Source organism: Zoogloea sp. (assembly GCF_017302315.1).
Classification (GTDB): domain Bacteria; phylum Pseudomonadota; class Gammaproteobacteria; order Burkholderiales; family Rhodocyclaceae; genus Zoogloea.
Genome location: NZ_JAFLDT010000036.1, coordinates 1 through 15,152, shown reverse-complemented (window position 1 = coordinate 15,152; position 15,152 = coordinate 1). Strand labels below are relative to the sequence as shown.

18 protein-coding genes and 1 pseudogene are annotated in these 15,152 nt (G+C 65.8%); 8 read left to right on the top strand and 11 right to left on the bottom strand.

What is annotated here, in order from left to right; genetic code table 11:
- Window position 1: 1 nt before the first annotated feature.
- From J0L98_RS12095 to J0L98_RS12080, 4 genes are all read left to right on the top strand, one after another.
- Window positions 2-436, top strand: a complete 435-nt coding sequence (locus tag J0L98_RS12095) for a hypothetical protein (protein ID WP_296412036.1) — start codon at window positions 2-4, stop codon at window positions 434-436.
- 150 nt (window positions 437-586) lie between these two features.
- Window positions 587-1,849, top strand: coding sequence for an ATP-binding protein (locus tag J0L98_RS12090; protein WP_296412035.1), 1,263 nt, complete (start codon window positions 587-589; stop codon window positions 1,847-1,849).
- Window positions 1,846-2,391: a response regulator transcription factor gene (locus J0L98_RS12085; RefSeq protein ID WP_296412034.1), complete on the top strand. Its 546-nt coding sequence runs from the start codon at window positions 1,846-1,848 to the stop codon at window positions 2,389-2,391. Before J0L98_RS12090 ends, J0L98_RS12085 begins: the two co-directional genes overlap by 4 nt.
- Window positions 2,392-2,665: 274 nt before the next feature.
- Window positions 2,666-3,067, top strand: coding sequence for an RNA-binding S4 domain-containing protein (locus J0L98_RS12080; RefSeq protein WP_296412033.1), 402 nt, complete (start codon window positions 2,666-2,668; stop codon window positions 3,065-3,067).
- Between the two features lie 18 nt (window positions 3,068-3,085).
- Here the strand turns inward: J0L98_RS12080 and J0L98_RS12075 are convergent, their stop codons facing one another.
- The 11 genes from J0L98_RS12075 to dksA form a co-directional block, all read right to left on the bottom strand.
- Complete coding sequence (locus J0L98_RS12075) at window positions 3,086-3,958, bottom strand: AEC family transporter (RefSeq protein ID WP_296409025.1); 873 nt, start codon at window positions 3,956-3,958, stop codon at window positions 3,086-3,088.
- A gap of 91 nt (window positions 3,959-4,049) precedes the next feature.
- Entirely contained in the window at window positions 4,050-5,387 is a 1,338-nt protein-coding gene (hslU, locus tag J0L98_RS12070; RefSeq protein ID WP_296412032.1) for an ATP-dependent protease ATPase subunit HslU, read from the bottom strand.
- 70 nt (window positions 5,388-5,457) lie between these two features.
- Complete coding sequence (hslV, locus tag J0L98_RS12065; RefSeq protein WP_296409027.1) at window positions 5,458-5,997, bottom strand: ATP-dependent protease subunit HslV; 540 nt, start codon at window positions 5,995-5,997, stop codon at window positions 5,458-5,460.
- Window positions 5,998-6,070: 73 nt separating this feature from the next.
- On the bottom strand, window positions 6,071-7,294 hold the full coding sequence (locus J0L98_RS12060; RefSeq protein WP_296412031.1) for an STAS domain-containing protein: 1,224 nt from the start codon (window positions 7,292-7,294) through the stop codon (window positions 6,071-6,073).
- Between the two features lie 70 nt (window positions 7,295-7,364).
- On the bottom strand, window positions 7,365-8,156 hold the full coding sequence (locus tag J0L98_RS12055; RefSeq protein WP_296412030.1) for a metal ABC transporter permease: 792 nt from the start codon (window positions 8,154-8,156) through the stop codon (window positions 7,365-7,367).
- A gap of 13 nt (window positions 8,157-8,169) precedes the next feature.
- The gene (locus J0L98_RS12050; RefSeq protein WP_296412029.1) at window positions 8,170-8,739 is read right to left on the bottom strand and encodes an ATP-binding cassette domain-containing protein; all 570 of its coding nucleotides are present in this window, start codon (window positions 8,737-8,739) and stop codon (window positions 8,170-8,172) included.
- A gap of 6 nt (window positions 8,740-8,745) precedes the next feature.
- On the bottom strand, window positions 8,746-9,654 hold the full coding sequence (locus tag J0L98_RS12045; RefSeq protein ID WP_296412028.1) for a zinc ABC transporter substrate-binding protein: 909 nt from the start codon (window positions 9,652-9,654) through the stop codon (window positions 8,746-8,748).
- Between the two features lie 11 nt (window positions 9,655-9,665).
- Window positions 9,666-11,123 carry a TonB-dependent receptor gene (locus J0L98_RS12040; protein ID WP_296412027.1) on the bottom strand — a complete coding sequence of 486 codons (1,458 nt, stop codon included), beginning with the start codon at window positions 11,121-11,123 and terminating at the stop codon, window positions 9,666-9,668.
- Between the two features lie 83 nt (window positions 11,124-11,206).
- Entirely contained in the window at window positions 11,207-11,566 is a 360-nt protein-coding gene (locus J0L98_RS12035; RefSeq protein ID WP_296412026.1) for a hypothetical protein, read from the bottom strand.
- Window positions 11,563-12,630, bottom strand: coding sequence for a GTP-binding protein (locus tag J0L98_RS12030; RefSeq protein WP_296412025.1), 1,068 nt, complete (start codon window positions 12,628-12,630; stop codon window positions 11,563-11,565). The genes J0L98_RS12035 and J0L98_RS12030 overlap by 4 nt, the downstream gene beginning before the upstream one ends.
- A 34-nt stretch (window positions 12,631-12,664) precedes the next feature.
- Entirely contained in the window at window positions 12,665-13,099 is a 435-nt protein-coding gene (gene dksA, locus J0L98_RS12025; RefSeq protein WP_296412024.1) for an RNA polymerase-binding protein DksA, read from the bottom strand.
- A 309-nt stretch (window positions 13,100-13,408) separates the two neighbouring features.
- Here dksA and ybgC point away from each other — a divergent pair, with 309 nt between their 5' ends.
- The 4 genes and pseudogenes from ybgC to J0L98_RS12005 all read left to right on the top strand — a co-directional run.
- Entirely contained in the window at window positions 13,409-13,849 is a 441-nt protein-coding gene (gene ybgC, locus J0L98_RS12020) for a tol-pal system-associated acyl-CoA thioesterase (RefSeq protein WP_296412023.1), read from the top strand.
- 4 nt (window positions 13,850-13,853) lie between these two features.
- Complete coding sequence (gene tolQ, locus J0L98_RS12015; RefSeq protein ID WP_296409038.1) at window positions 13,854-14,528, top strand: protein TolQ; 675 nt, start codon at window positions 13,854-13,856, stop codon at window positions 14,526-14,528.
- Window positions 14,529-14,544: 16 nt separating this feature from the next.
- Complete coding sequence (gene tolR, locus J0L98_RS12010) at window positions 14,545-14,958, top strand: protein TolR (RefSeq protein ID WP_296412022.1); 414 nt, start codon at window positions 14,545-14,547, stop codon at window positions 14,956-14,958.
- A gap of 8 nt (window positions 14,959-14,966) precedes the next feature.
- Window positions 14,967-15,152 (top strand): annotated as a pseudogene (locus tag J0L98_RS12005) (TonB C-terminal domain-containing protein); the annotation flags it as partial.

Below are 15,152 nucleotides of genomic sequence, written 5' to 3'. Positions count from 1 at the left end.
CATGCACAAAGGCATCAGGGGTTTCTTCCGCGTCATGGGCAGCGTCGCCCTCATCTTCTTTCTCGGCGCCTGTGCCACCGGGGGCAGCCCCCACAGCGGCCCCAGCGGCACCGGTGTGGTGATGAGCATCGCCGAATCGGAAGTGGGCAGCCGCACCGGCAGCATCGTCGGGGCTATTGGCGGCGCCATCGTGGGGTCTGTGGTGGGCGGACAGATCGGCAGCGGCTTTGGCCGCACGGTCGCCTCCACAGCCGGCAGTATCGGCGCGTCGATGATTGGCAGCAGCATGGGATCGCGGATGGCGGCGGACCGGGAGTGGACCATCACAGTGCGCTTCAGCGACGGGATCGATCGGGACATCAAGTCGAAGATGCCACCTGAGGTCCGCCCGGGCGACAAGGTCAGTGTGGACAATGGGGAGATCCGGCGCCACTGACTCGGCGATCTGCGACAATCCACCACATTCCGCCCCTGCGGGGGAGAGGCTACATTCGCGCTCTGGCCGGCAGGTGTCACCCCCCGGGCGCATGCGCACACCTCGACACCTGCCGGCCTTCCTGACCGTCGCTCCGGGGAAAATCGCCCGATGCCTCTTCCCCTTTCCACCCACACGCCCTCAAGCCCCGCCGACGCCCTGCGGCGCCTGCTCAACCTGCGCTGGCTGTCCATCGGCGGCATGCTGGCCGTGGTGGTGTCGGTGCCCTGGCTGCTCGACATCCCCCTGCCCGCGCAGCCCCTGCTGCAGGTGGTGGCGGCCCTGGTCGCCATCAACCTGCTGTCCCTGGTCCGTGCCAGGCGTCTGAGCGATCTGCACCCCGCGGAACTGTTCCTGCAGCTCAGCATCGACCTGGGTGCGTGGAGCGTGTTCCTGTATTTCACCGGGGGCGCGACCAACCCCCTGATCTCCCTGCTCCTGCCCCTGGTTGCCATCGGCGCGGCGACACTCAGCGCGCCCTACGCCTGGGCCGTGGCGGCCGAGGCCGTGACCGCCTACTCGATCCTGTGGGACTTCAACGAGCAGCTCGATATCTACGATTCCGGACTCGCGGTGCATTGGCACCTGGCCGGCATGTGGCTCACCTTCGCCCTCTCGGCGGGTGTCATCGTGTGGTACGTGGTACGCATGACCGCCGCCATCCGCAGCCGCGACCACGCCCTCGCCGAAGCGCGCGAAGCCCGTCTGCGCAACGAGCGCATCGTGGCCCTGGGCAATCTGGCCGCTGGCGCCGCCCACGAACTGGGCACCCCCCTGGGCACCATGGCCATCGTTGCCGGCGAACTGGCCCGCAACCCTGCCCTGGATGACGAAGTGCGCGCCGATGCCGAGCTCCTGCGCGAGCAGGTCGGGCACTGCAAGGCCATCCTGGGCAACCTGACCCTGCGCGCCGGCAGCCTGCGTGCCGAAGGGGGTGAAGTGCTACCCACCGACATCTGGCTGCGCGGCATCATCGAACGGTGGCGCAGCCTGCGACCCCACGTGCCATTGACCACCCTCTGCGAGTGCGGCGACCCGCCCCCCAAGCTGGTGGCCGATGCCACGCTTGAGCAGGCGATTCACAACATCATCAACAATGCCGCCGATGTGAGCCCCAACGGCGTCGAGTGCGAGGTCGGGGTCGAAGAGACGCAGATCGTGGTGCGCATACTCGACCGCGGCCCTGGCATTCCCGCCGACTTTCGCCCCGAGGCAGGCGTCCATCAGGACGGCAACGGCGACGGTCTGGGTATTGGCCTGCTGCTGGCCTTCGACGCGGTCGAGCGCTGCGGCGGCCGCATCATGTTTGCCTCTCGTCCCGGTGGCGGCACCATCGCCACTCTCACCCTTCCCCTTTCAGCCCTTCGCCCATGACCTCGCAGGATGCCCCCCACATACTCGTCATCGATGACGACCCCGCCTTCAACCGCGTGCTCACCCGCGCCCTGGCCCAGCGTGGCTTCAACGTCTTCGGTGCCCAGGAGCCCGAAACCGCCCTGGATCTCGCCCGGGCGCACGAGCCCGAATATGTGGTTCTCGACCTCAACATCGCAGGCAGCTCCGGCCTGCGCCTGATCGAGCCCCTGCTGGCGGTCAATCCCGACTGTCGCATCCTGGTGCTGACCGGCTACGCCAGTATCGCCACCACCGTGGACGCCATCAAGCTGGGCGCCACCCAATACCTTGCCAAACCCGCCGATGTGGACGCCATCCTGAAGGCCCTTCATGCCACGGATGTGATCATCTCGGAAGAAGAAATGGCGTCCGGCCCCATGTCGGTCGATAGGCTCGAATGGGAGCACATCCAGCGGGTACTCGCGGAGAACGATGGAAACATCTCGGCCACCGCCCGTGCGCTTAAAATGCACCGCCGCACATTGCAGCGGAAGCTGGCCAAGCGGCCGGTCAAGGAATGAACCTATTTTCCTCTGTTGTCCTCCCCGAACCAGACGCAAACCCAATGCTGACGTGGGTTAGCCCTCCACTGGCCGGGCCACCAGACGGGTGAAGCTGAAGGGGTTCGTGGGAGGCTCAGACGGCGGCTGGAGGGACTGTAGGGGCGACTTCAGTCGCCCGCGGACGTCGATCAAGGGCATGCCTGTGATCAACGCGCGGATGGGCGACTGAAGTCGCCCCTGCAGGAGAGACCGTATCGACCGTCAGACGACGCGTCAAACGGAGGGAATCAGGATGAAACCAACGGAAGACCACGACGCCCGCGTCCGCCTCGACAAATGGTTGTGGGCAGCACGCTTCTTCAAGCATCGCACCCAGGCCACCGAAGCCGTGGACGGGGGCAAGATCCAGCTCAACGGCATCCGCGTGAAGCCCGCCAGGGACGTAAAGATCGGCGACCGGATCGACATCCAGATCGCCGAGACGCATTTCTGCGTCGAGGTGAAGGGCATCGCCGATAAGCGTGGCAGCGCCACGATTGCCCAGGGGCTCTACCAGGAGACCGCCGACAGCGTGGCCGCCCGGGAAGCCCAACGGGAACAGCGCAAGCTTGCCGCCACACCGGGCTCCGATCTCCACGGCCGCCCCACCAAGCGCGACCGGCGCCAGATCGGACGCTTCAGCGGCGAGTTTTGAGGGTCGTCCGAGCTGCGCCTACAGGCCGATGGCCAGGGCCAGGGGCAGGAAGACCAGCGCCGCCACGTTGCCGATCAGCACGATGGAGGCCACCTTTTCCGGCTCCTGGTGATAGCGCTCGGCAAAGATGTAGTTGAGCACCGCCGGCGGCAGGGCGCCAAAGACCAGCAGCAGGGCCCGCTCCCGTTCGGGCAGGGGCACCACCAGCATCACGGCCGCCGCCAGCAGCATGCCGATCAGCGGACGGGCCGCGGCGCCGATCAGGCCCAGGCGGATCTCACCGATGCGCGACTCGGTGAGGCGCACCCCCAGGGCAAAGAGCATCAGGGGAATGGAGATCTCGCCGAGCATGCGAATGGCGGTCATCGCCGGCCCCCACACCTCAAAACCGCTGAGCCCCACCGCCAACCCTGCCAGGGTAGCCAGCACGGAGGGCACCTTCCAGATGCCGCCGAGCTTGATCCGGTGGTCCAGCAGCCAGGCGCCGAACGAGAAGTGCAGCAGGTTGGAAACCATGAACATCACCACCGCCGGCGCCAGGGCCTGCTCGCCGAAGGCCAGCACGGCCAGGGGCAGCCCCAGGTTGCCGCAGTTATTGAACATGATCGGCGGCACCAGGGTCTTGGGGGCAATGCCCAGACCTCGGGCCACCGCCAAGCCAAGAAACCCGGAGCCGATCACCACCGCCAGGGTGGCGACCAACAGGGGCAGGAATTCGGTGATGTGGAAGGACTTGTTGGCCAGCGCCCCAAACACCAGCGCCGGCACGAACACGTCCATGTTCAGCTTGTTGGCGTGGGAGAGGTCGGGCTTTGCCCGGCGACCGACCAGGAAGCCGATGGCGGTGATGGCAAACAGCGGAAAGAGGATGGAGACAATGCGCAGCAACATGGCCGGAAACCCTTGCATCCGGACAGGTGCCGGTGGAGACCCGATTGATCAGGCCGGCCCCGGAGGGCCGGCAGCGGGGTTTTCCCCGAGCTTATAGCACGTAGCGGGCCAGATCTTCCCGCTGGGCCAGCATCTCGAGGCGGCCATCCACGTAGGCGGCGTCGATGCATACCGTCTGCGGGCCGGCCTTGCCGGCCTCGAAGGCCAGCTCTTCGAGGAGCTTTTCCATCACGGTGTATAACCGCCGGGCACCGATGTTTTCGGTCTTCTCATTCACCTGGAAGGCGATCTCGGCGAGGCGGCGGATGCCCTCCGGCGCGAATTCGAGGCTCACCCCGTCGGTGGCCAGCAGGGCTTCATATTGACGGGTCAGGCAGGCATCGGTCTGAGTCAGGATGCACTCGAAATCCTCCACCGACAGGGAATCCAGCTCCACGCGGATCGGGAAGCGGCCCTGCAGCTCGGGAATCAGGTCGCTGGGGCGGGACAGGTGAAAGGCCCCGCTGGCGATGAACAGGATGTGATCGGTCTTCACCATCCCGTATTTCGTGCTGATGGTCGTGCCTTCGACCAGCGGCAACAGGTCGCGCTGCACGCCCTGACGCGACACGTCAGCGCCATGGCTGTCGGAGCGGGTGGCGATCTTGTCGATCTCATCCAGGAAGACGATGCCGTTTTGCTCCACCATGCGCAGGGCCTCGGCCTTCATTTCCTCTTCATTCACCAGCTTGGCGGCCTCCTCGTCGGTGAGCAGCTTCAAGGCTTCGCGGATCTTCAGCTTGCGGGACTTCTTCTTTCCGCCGCCGATGTTCTGGAACATGCTCTGCAGCTGGCCGGTGAGCTCCTCCATGCCCGGGGGGGCAAGGATCTCCGCGCTCATGCCCGGCACGGCCACCTCGATGTCCACTTCCTTGTCGTCCAGATCCCCTTCACGCAGCTTCTTGCGGAATTTCTGGCGGGTGGCGTTATCTTCGGGCGCGGCCGGTTCGGTACCAAAGCCCACCGTCGGCCGGGCCGGCGGCAGCAGAATGTCGAGAACCCGGTCTTCCGCGGCGTCCTGGGCCCGGTCACGGACCTTCTTCATGGCCTGCTCGCGGTGGGACTTGATGGCAATTTCCACCAGATCGCGGATGATGGTGTCCACATCGCGGCCGACATAACCCACTTCGGTGAACTTGGTCGCCTCGATCTTGATGAAGGGCGCGTTGGCCAGCCGGGCCAGCCGGCGGGCGATCTCGGTCTTGCCGACGCCGGTCGGCCCGATCATCAGGATGTTCTTGGGCGTGATCTCGCTCTTCAGGGGCTCGGCCACCTGGGCGCGCCGCCAGCGGTTACGCAGGGCCACGGCCACGGCCTTCTTGGCCTTGGCCTGGCCGACGATGTGCTTGTCGAGTTCGGAGACAATCTCCGGGGGGGTCATCTGGGTCATGGGAACATCCTGGGTACAGCGGGTCTTTCCACCGGTCACGCAATGCCGCCCCGCGGAAGGGCGGCCGGGGTCACGGCTTCAGCACCTCGATGGTGTGGCAATGATTGGTGTAGATGCACAGGTCACCGGCAATGGTCAGGGATTTCTTGACCACTTCTTCGGGGGTCAGCTCGGTGTTCTCGATCAGCCCCCGGGCCGCCGCCTGGGCATAGGCACCACCACTACCGATGGCCACGATGCCCTGCTCGGGTTCGAGTACGTCGCCGTTGCCGGTGATGATCAGCGAGTTGTCCAGGTCGGCCACGGCGAGCATGGCTTCGAGACGACGCAGGGCGCGGTCGGTACGCCAGTCCTTGGCCAGTTCGACAGCGCTACGCACCAGATTGCCTTGGTGCTTCTCGAGCTTGGCCTCGAAACGCTCGAAGAGCGTGAAGGCATCGGCCGTGCCGCCGGCAAAGCCCGCCAGGATGCGATCCTGGTAGAGCTTGCGCACCTTGCGGGCGCTGGCCTTGATGACGATGTTGCCCAGGGTGACCTGCCCGTCGCCGCCAAGGGCCACGTGCCGGCCACGCCGGACCGAGAGAATGGTGGTGCCGTGATATTGTTCCATCGGGCGGATATGGGGACTCAAAAAGGGATTTCAAGCCCGGTGGCGAGGCCTTCCCGGGCCGAACCGCCGAGCGTCAGCCGCGCAGTTCGATGCGAGCCACTTGATGCAGGCTCATCACTTGCATCAGGGCGGCAACCATGGAATTGACGCCCTTGAACACCACCAGCCGGCCCTGGGCGTGGAGCTGGGAAACAATATTGAAGAGGGTGCCGGCCGAGACGAAATCCATGCGTCGAAGCAGGCTGCAGTCCACCTCCACCTTGGTACGGCCACCGGCAAACGCGGTGATCTTGCGAAGCACTTCGGTATTGGGGCCGATGACTTCGCCCTCGAGGCGGTAGATGTCGCTGAGCTGAACATCCAGGATCTGCGCATTCGTCTGACTTGCCGTGAGCTCGGGGGGCGGCTCCCACGACGGGGGAGACTCCTCGAAGGTCATGGCGTAATCGACGGCCAGCTCCTCAAAGCGATCCTGCTGCTCGGTGTACTGGAGCACTTCCAGCAGCAGCAACCACACCGGCTTCTGCTCGACCTTGCCGGGCGTGACCACGCCGCCCAGAACGGCGGCGAGATGCCCCGCCCCCATCAGGGAAAGCCTGATTTTGGCCTTGCGCAGCCCTCGCACGGCCCGCAGCAGGAGCTCGGCTCCGGCATTGTCCACACCACGCAGGCGGCTCAGATCGATACGCAAGGCACCATTGCGCATGCCGATCTGGATGAGCTGCGCAAACTGCCCGGCGGCCTGACCGCTGAGGACACCCGAAAGATTGACCGTCTGCACCTTTGCCTCAGTGCCCGCGACACCCTTGGGAGAGAGATCCGTCCAGGCGGGTGGCGAACGCTCAAATTCGGTCGCGTAGCTCAGGCTGAGAGCTTCAAAGCGCTCCCGGTGCCCGGTCAGGCGCAACAGATCGAGGAGCATACCCCACAGAGTAAAGCGCGCATCCGCGCCCGTGCTCGTATCAAGGGCGTGCTCAAGGACGGAGCGGGCCTCGTCGTAGCCACCGTTGGCGTAGAGGATGGCGGCTTCTTCGGCCGACGGAGACATCTCATCCACGCCCTCCTCCACATGCACCCTGTCGGCACACTGGGCGAGCACGCGCTTGACATCGCCACCGGCGATCGTGAAATCAAGGGACGAGGTTTCGCCGCGAGGCTTGCCGGGCGCCTGGGACAGGGGCGGGGGAGGTGGCACCGATGGGCGGACACTCCCCTGGGCCGGGTCGGCAGCGACCCGTGGACGCGGTGCTGCGGTTCCGGCAGGTGCAGGCTTCTTGCCGAAAAACGGTAGCGCCACTCCTATCCCTCCTTTTGTCATGTTCCGGAATTAGACAGGATATCACTCTACAAAGCTTGTGCAGGCTGATTTACAAGCGGTCGGATTTCACACCCGGGACAAGGAAAATGACAACCAGAAACACCGCGCAAACGGGACCGAACGGCTGGTCGAACGCGAGGGAAATGGCGAATGCAGCCGTGTATCCGGCCGTACCAATCGCTGCGGCCAGGCCGAGCCCAGCCCGCCAGCTACGGCCGAAGCGGTAGGCCACCAGCGGAGGAACGAAAACCAGGGCGAAGGCAGCCATCACCCCGATGCTGACCGTGGCGAGGGCGATCACCACGCCGGCCAGGAGATCGAAGAGCATCAGACCGGGCCCCGCATCGAGCCCCCGGGCCTGGTGAAATTCCGGAAAGAAACGCGCGAGCAACAGTGACCGGTTGAGGCGCGCCAGCACCGGAAGCACCCCGGCACAGATGAGGGCAACCGCCAGCAGGTGTCCCTCGCCGGTGAAATAGAGCTGACCATCGAACAGGGCATGCCCCGCCTGCTCGGCAAGGGGATGATTGGCCACGAGGAGCACGCCCGCCCCCCAGGCCAGAAGCATCATCAACGCATAGGCATTGGCGCCCGCCGCCGCCGCAAGCCCCTTGGCAAGGGATGCGAGCAGGGCGGCAATCGCTCCGCCGGCCAGCATCGGCCAGCCGAGCACCATCGCCAGGAGCGCCCCCGCCGAGGCCATCTGGGCAAAGGCCAGGGCAGCCAGCCACTCGCCACGCAAACGCAGGTACATGCCGATCAAGGGCAGCAGGCCGGCAAGCAGCAGCCCGGTCAGGAAGGGCACCCGAAACAGGGGGTCGACAAGCAGATCGAGATTCATCGGCGAGACTCCATCACATCGCCCCCACCTGGATCACCCGGGTGCATACCCGATCAATCAGCGCGAGATCGTGGGAGACGATGATGAAGCCCTGATCCGCGTGGCTCCGGGCGAGCCAGTCCGCAAGGTAGTCCACGCCCGCGCGGTCGAGATTGTTGCTGGGTTCATCGAGCAGCACGATGTCCGCCTGGGCCGTCAGGCAGGCCCACAGGCGCAGGAACTGGAGCTGGCCACCGGAGAGGCGATCCAGCCGCCAGTCGAGACGGTCAAGCAGCCAGGGCGGCAAGCCGGCCGGCGAGGCGCCGGTCAGGGCCAGCAGCTCCCGCCCGGTAAGGGGCACACCGCGCAGATCGGCAAAACCCTGGGCCTGGTGGGAGATGGCCAGACCCGTCGCCTTCTCGACCTGCCCGCCAAACACCGTCACCCCACCCCACAGGGCCTTCAGCAAGGTGGACTTGCCGGCACCATTGGGGCCGGCAAGTCCGAGGATCTCGCCCCGGCGCAAGTCAAAATCCAGCGGGCCGGCCACGGGAAGGTCATAGCCCGCCACCAGCCCGGTCGCGCGGAGCAGAACCTCTTCCATCACCACTTACCTGAGCCCGCCCAGCAGACGCTGCACGGTATCGTCAAAAAAACTCACCAGATCGGCCGCAGTGGGGCTGCCTCCCACGGTGAAGGGCAGGACGACCACCGGGATACCGGCCCGATCCCCGAGCCAATCGGATGCCGTCGGGCGGGAGTAGGCGGCACGCAGGATCATCCGGGCCGGCGTTGCCTTCTGGCGCTCCAGCAGCCCGGCCAGATGGGCACTGCCCGGCTCAACCCCCGGCTTGGGTTCGAGCGCACCCAGCTCCTTGATGCCCAGCCAGTCGGCCATGTAGGCAAAGGAACGGTGCTGGACCCACACGGGCACACCCCGCAAGGGTGCGGCAGCCTGCTCCCAGCGGACCATGGCCACTTTCCAGCGCTCGCTGAAGCGGGCAAGGTTGGCGCTGTACGCGCCCGCACCGGCGGGATCAACGCGACTCATCCGGCCAGCCAGGGCCTCTGCCACCTTGAGAACGTTACGCGGATCGGTCTGGATATGGGGATTGCCGCCGGGATGGACGTCCCCGTCGGCCCGGTCCAGACGGGCCGGCACCTCGATCAGGCGCACTGCACTGGCGGCCTCGAAGTAAGCCGGCTGACCGGGCTGGATGGCGGCATTGCCCGACTCCCGCAGCACCACGGGCAACCAGCCGATCTCCAGATCGGCACCCGTGGCAACCACCAGCTGACTTGCCCGGGCGCGGGCGATCAGGGAGGGCTTGGCCTCAATGCGATGGGGATCCTGGAGGGCATTGGTGGCGGAGAAGACCTGGACCCGTTCGCCGCCGATCTCCTTCGCCAGCGCGGCCCATTCGGGCACCGTGGCAAAGACGTTGAGGGCTGCCGCAGCGGGCAGGGCGAGTACCGCGAGGACCAGCGCGGCAAGATGGAACATCAGTTTGGAGTACATGAACGGATTCCTCAGAACTTGTGGGCGCCGTGGGCGCCGAGACTCATGATGTATTGCAGCCAGACCTGGTTGTCGCTCTCCCCGTTGCGGGACTTGTCGCGGGCCAGTTGCAGACGCAGACGCGAGAACTCCGACGGAGACCAATCGACCATGGCCGACTGACGACTGGGGTTGTAGGCTGCCAGGAGGGGAAGGCCCGCCGGATCCAGACCACCCAGATCGGCGGTGCCGCTGCGCAGCCAGTCGCCACGCACCCCCACACGCCAGTGCGGCATGAACTGATAGACGGCCTGCAGATAGCTGCCGGACTGACGGAACCGGGCCGCTGAAGTGGCTTCAGCAAGACCACCCACGTCGTAGTTCAGGTCACCGGTCTCGCGTCGCTGGAAGTACTCACCCTGCACCTTCAGGTTGGTCACGCTGCTGTTGCCGTTGGGGGCCCACTTGTAGACGAAATCGGCGATCCAGGTCTGACTGCGCCCCGAAAAGCTGTGCGCGAGGGGCGTGCCTGCCGCATCGGCGCCGTCCTCGAAGCCCCGTTCCCGCGGATTGGCGCGCACGTGGGACAAGCCCACCTGCCACGCGGACGAGGCACCGATATCACCGCCAAGATGGGCGAAGGCCGTCCACAAACCGGCTCCATTGCGATTGCGCTCCGCCGCCGGGAATTTCTGACCGCTGGCCACTTCCGCACCGAATTCAAGGAAAAGATCGGTAGGAGCGACCCAACGTAGCTGGACACCGTCGTTCTGCAGTCGCGGCCCGAAGAAAGCCTTGTAGGCCAGCGGCGCGTCGGTAAAGTCCCACTCGTGGGGGTGCTGCTGGTTGAGGTAGCCAACGCCGGACAGGAAGCGCCCGGCCTTCACCTTGAGGCCCGAGGACAGACCCAGGGTTTCCACATTCACTTCCTCGACCTCGACCACCCCCTCTCCGTCATCCTCGGCCAGCGCGAAGCGGGCGTTGGCGCGGAACAGGTGATCCACGTTGGCCGAGAAGGCCAGTTCGGACTCGCCGAGGGAGAAGCCCTTGCGCGGGGGGCCGACCTCACCGCCCGAGGGGATGAAGCCGTCGATGCGGTAGGCGGACGGATCACGCTGGAAGCGGGTGAACTTGCTGTCGATGATCAGGGATACGGAAGGATTGAAGGCGCTCTCCGACACGGGTCGGCGAGCCACGCTGGCTGCCGCAGCCTGGGCCTCGGCGGCTTGGGCCTCGGCCTTGGCCACCGACTGGACCGCACTGGTAGCGGTGGAACCGGCGGCGGCCGCAGCGGTGGCAGCACCGGCAGCACGCTGTTCGGTTTCAGCCAGACGACGCTCAAGGGCTTCGATGCGCTGCTGGTAGGAATCACGCAGCTCCTTGATCTGCTGGCGGAGTTGCTTCAGGTCGGCATCGGAAGCCGCGGTGGCGACCGCCGGGAAGGCGGCAGCGAGGGCGACGCAAAGCGCGCCGGGACGAAGGAATGACATGGCTCGGATCTCCTGGGATCGGTCCGGAAACGGGGGACGCGGTGCGGGCGAAGCCGGCACCGGTGTTCACAACGGGGACGGGATCAGGGAGATGCAGGAGGGCCCCTGGCCTGGGGCCGGGGCAGGCGCAGTGCGCCGGGGACAAGCTCGGGGCCCGTCGGCAAGGCTGCGGGCACACCCTGGACGGCCAGCACCGGAAACGCCGACGGCAACATCGCGCCCAGATCCGCCGCCGCCAGGCACAGCAGGCAGGCGTCGTGGCGCTCGGCCGCGGGCACGCCGCCATCCGGTGTCGCCTGGCGCGCGACGTCCTCGGCCCGCGCCAGGGTGGCCAGGTCGCCCAGATGACCGACAGCATGGGCCGTGGCAAAGACCTGCGCACACACCAGCAGCACAGCCAGCGCACTGCGCAGCAGGTACAAGGAACGGGCTGACAGCCTCATGCGGCACACACCGGAACGACCGGGCAGAAACAGGCGAAGGCCTGATCGACCACCTCCCGCGACAGCTCACGGACAATGAACACCAGGCGGGTGCTACGCACTTCATCCGGCCAGGCCGGTAGGGCCGCATCGGGATAGCGGAGGTGGTGCACGCACTGGACCACCCGAGGCCGCTCCTCGCCCCGGACATGGACGATACCCTTCACCCTCAGCAGGTGCTCGCCCTTCACGCTCTGCAAGAGGTCGAGGGCGGAGGAGAAATCGCCCCAGGATACCGGCGCATCGAAGCGCACCACGAAGGCATGGACCGATGCGTCGTGACGGTCGATGGCCCCTGCCGAGCCGCGTGACCGCGGGGCGTAGGGATGAAGCGCCGCCTGCGCGGCCACGGCTTCATCGGCCAGCCAGCGCACGACATCGGCACTCTTGCGGCTGGGATTCCACAGACCGCAATCAAGAACGGTCTCCGGGGCGACAACACCCTCTTTCACCTGCTGCTGCGGTGCCCCGGGATTGAGGCGGCGAAGCTGTGCCTCCAAGCCCTCCAGCGCCAGGCGGCTGGCCTGATCGCACTTGGTGATGAGCAGACGGTCTGCCGTCGCCACCTGCTTGACCGCTTCCGGGCGGCTCGCAAGCTGGCGGGTGCCGAACACGGCATCCACCACCGTGATCACTCCGTCCAGGCGGAAACGCTCGGCGATGAAGAAATCCTGCATGAGGGTGAAGAGCACCGGCGCAGGATCGGCCAGGCCGGAGGTTTCGATGACGATCCGCGAGAGGGCAGGCAGATCGCGGCGCAGGCGCCGCATGAAGAGATCGCGGAGTGTCCGGGCCAGATCGCCGCGGACGGTACAGCACAGACAGCCGGATTCGAGGAGAACGAGGTTCTCGTCGATGTTCTCGACAAGAAGATGATCGATCGGCACCGCACCGAACTCGTTCATCAGGACCACGGTGCCTGCCAGCTCGGGCCGACGCAGCAGGTGGTTAAGGACAGTTGTCTTTCCTGCCCCGAGAAAGCCGGTCAGCAAGGAGACGGGAATGCGCTGCGCCGGGGCGATCATGGAATGAGTAGCCGTCCCGGCGGAGCCGGAGGGATTACTCCCCGTACAGCTTCTGGGTACGTTCACGACGCTCTTGAGCGTCGATGGAGAGCGTTGCCGTGGGGCGGGCCAGCAGGCGGCCGATGCCGATCGGGTCGCCCGTTTCCTCACACCAGCCATACTCACCCTGGGCAATGCGCGTCAGGGCCTCATCGATCTTCTTGAGCAGCTTGCGCTCCCGATCCCGCACGCGCAGTTCGAGAGCGTGTTCCTCCTCCACCGTCGCGCGATCGGCCGGATCGGCAACCAGCTCGTTCTCACGAAGGTTGGCGCCCGTGCTGGCGGCATTCTCCAGCAACTCGTCACGCATTCTGGTCAGGCGGATACGAAAGAACTCCAGCTGGGCCGGATTCATGTAATCGTCCTCCGGCATGGCCAGAATTTCCGCTTCGGTCAGCAGCTTCTCATTGCTTGTCGTGGTTGCAACCATGTCTCATTCCTCCCATGAATCGAATGTCGGGCACCTGGACCCTGCCCGACCCTGCTTTCCGCCGGTTTCTCGACTCTTACAAGCCCCGCTGGGGCATTTTGCCGCAAACCGCATTGCGGCACGCGTGCATCCGTTCTCCGGAACTATGCACGAAACGCACCAGCCTGCGCTCAAGGCCGCGATTCTATGCACAGGATCGCTGCAATTACAACGTCCCGCCCGCAAACCTGAGCATCGAGCCCAACATTCTGAAACACTGAATAAAGTCCTGGACTTCGGAAGAGGGGGGTCGTACTGTAAAATGTTGCGATGCATGCATCGAATCATCCCGCACCAGCCGAGAGCAAACCGTTCTTTGCACTACCCGTCCGGGTCTATTATGAAGACACGGACGCCGCTGGCGTCGTGTACTACGCCAACTATCTCAAGTTCTGCGAACGGGCCCGCACCGACTGGCTGCGCGCGGTCGGCTTCGGGCAGCAGCGTCTGGCTGCCGAGCAGCATATCGTATTTGTCGTGCGGGCCGTGCAGGCCGACTACCTGCAGGCAGCGGTGCTGGATGACCAGCTTGAAGTCATCACCACCCTCGAACGCCTCGGCAGGGCCAGCCTTGTTTTCGCCCAGAAGATCCTCCGCGGCAGCCAGATCATCTTCGAGGCGCTGATCACCATCGCCTGCGTCGGCCTGGGCTCCCGCAAGGCCACCCCGATCCCCCCCGCTGTGCGCGCACAGTTCGCCACCCTGGTTTAATCCGATGAACGTCACCGAAGATCTCTCCATACTGTCCCTGATCGCCAATGCCAGCCTGCTGGTCAAGCTGGTGATGGCCCTGCTGGGCACCGTATCCTTCATGTCCTGGTACTGGATCTTCCGCAAATGGTTCGCCATCCGCGACGCCAAGAAGAAGACCGACCTCTTCGAACGCGACTTCTGGAGCGGCGGCGACCTGAACGCCCTCTACCAGAGCGCCGCCACCAGCCGCCATGAAGCCGCCGGCATGGAGCGCATCTTCGAAGCCGGCTACCGGGAGTTCGCCAAGCTGCGCGGCAAGAGCCTCGACCACGGCGCCGTGATGGACGGCGCCCGCCGCGCCATGCGCGCCACCTATCAGCGGGAGGTGGACGACCTGGAAGCCCACCTGGCCTTCCTCGCCTCCGTCGGCTCGGTCTCCCCCTATGTGGGCCTGTTCGGTACCGTGTGGGGCATCATGAACGCCTTCCGCGGCCTCTCCAACGTGGGCTCCGCCACCCTCGCCCACGTCGCCCCCGGCATTGCCGAAGCGCTGGTGGCGACGGCCATCGGCCTGTTCGCGGCAATTCCGGCGGTGGTGGCCTACAACCGCTTCGCCCACGACATCGACCGCATCGCCATCCGCTTCGAGAGCTTCACCGAGGAGTTCCTGAACATCCTCCAGCGCCAGCTGCGCTGACCGGAGCCCCGCCGCCATGCGCCAACGCCGCCTGATGAACCAGATCAACGTCGTGCCTTACATCGACGTGATGCTGGTGCTCCTCGTGATCTTCATGGTCACCGCGCCGATGATCCAGTCCGGCTCGGTCAACCTGCCCAGTGTGGACAAGGTTCCGGCTCCGCCCACCGACGCCATGGTGGTGCAGGTCAAGCCCGATGGCGGGCTGGCCCTGCGCCAGACCAGCGGCTCACCCGAGAAGGCCCTCAACCGCAAGGACCTGATCAGTGAGGTGCAGTCCGCCGTATCCGCCAACCCGGGCCAGTCGGTGATCATCGCTGCCGACAAGAACGTCAAGTACGAGCTGGTGATGAACACCCTCAACGACCTGCGCAACGCGGGTGTGAATAAGGTCGGCCTGCAGACGCAGGTCGGCAAGTCCTCCCGATGAACCCAGCCATGCCCGCCAACGAGCGGGGCAAGTGGTCGTCCCTGGCGCTGGCAGCCGGGGTGCACATCGCCCTTGGCATGTTCCTGTTCTACGGCGTGCGCTGGCAGAACCGCCTGCCCGACGCCGTCGAGGTGGAACTGGTGAGTGCGCCCTCGCCGGCCGCCGTGGTGGCACCTCCGCCTCCCCCCCCGGCC

Coding starts and splice junctions, on each gene's coding strand:
- J0L98_RS12090 (WP_296412035.1), top strand. CDS start 587: ATGCCTCTTCCCCTTTCCACCCACACGCCCTCAAGCCCCGCCGACGCC.
- J0L98_RS12050 (WP_296412029.1), bottom strand. CDS start 8,739: ATGGAAGAGGTTCTGCTCCGCGCGACCGGGCTGGTGGCGGGCTATGAC.
- tolR (WP_296412022.1), top strand. CDS start 14,545: ATGCGCCAACGCCGCCTGATGAACCAGATCAACGTCGTGCCTTACATC.
- J0L98_RS12080 (WP_296412033.1), top strand. CDS start 2,666: ATGAAACCAACGGAAGACCACGACGCCCGCGTCCGCCTCGACAAATGG.
- J0L98_RS12040 (WP_296412027.1), bottom strand. CDS start 11,123: ATGTCATTCCTTCGTCCCGGCGCGCTTTGCGTCGCCCTCGCTGCCGCC.
- hslV (WP_296409027.1), bottom strand. CDS start 5,997: ATGGAACAATATCACGGCACCACCATTCTCTCGGTCCGGCGTGGCCGG.
- J0L98_RS12075 (WP_296409025.1), bottom strand. CDS start 3,958: ATGTTGCTGCGCATTGTCTCCATCCTCTTTCCGCTGTTTGCCATCACC.
- J0L98_RS12095 (WP_296412036.1), top strand. CDS start 2: ATGCACAAAGGCATCAGGGGTTTCTTCCGCGTCATGGGCAGCGTCGCC.
- J0L98_RS12045 (WP_296412028.1), bottom strand. CDS start 9,654: ATGTACTCCAAACTGATGTTCCATCTTGCCGCGCTGGTCCTCGCGGTA.
- J0L98_RS12055 (WP_296412030.1), bottom strand. CDS start 8,156: ATGAATCTCGATCTGCTTGTCGACCCCCTGTTTCGGGTGCCCTTCCTG.
- dksA (WP_296412024.1), bottom strand. CDS start 13,099: ATGGTTGCAACCACGACAAGCAATGAGAAGCTGCTGACCGAAGCGGAA.
- J0L98_RS12035 (WP_296412026.1), bottom strand. CDS start 11,566: ATGAGGCTGTCAGCCCGTTCCTTGTACCTGCTGCGCAGTGCGCTGGCT.
- ybgC (WP_296412023.1), top strand. CDS start 13,409: ATGCATGCATCGAATCATCCCGCACCAGCCGAGAGCAAACCGTTCTTT.
- hslU (WP_296412032.1), bottom strand. CDS start 5,387: ATGACCCAGATGACCCCCCCGGAGATTGTCTCCGAACTCGACAAGCAC.
- tolQ (WP_296409038.1), top strand. CDS start 13,854: ATGAACGTCACCGAAGATCTCTCCATACTGTCCCTGATCGCCAATGCC.
- J0L98_RS12030 (WP_296412025.1), bottom strand. CDS start 12,630: ATGATCGCCCCGGCGCAGCGCATTCCCGTCTCCTTGCTGACCGGCTTT.
- J0L98_RS12085 (WP_296412034.1), top strand. CDS start 1,846: ATGACCTCGCAGGATGCCCCCCACATACTCGTCATCGATGACGACCCC.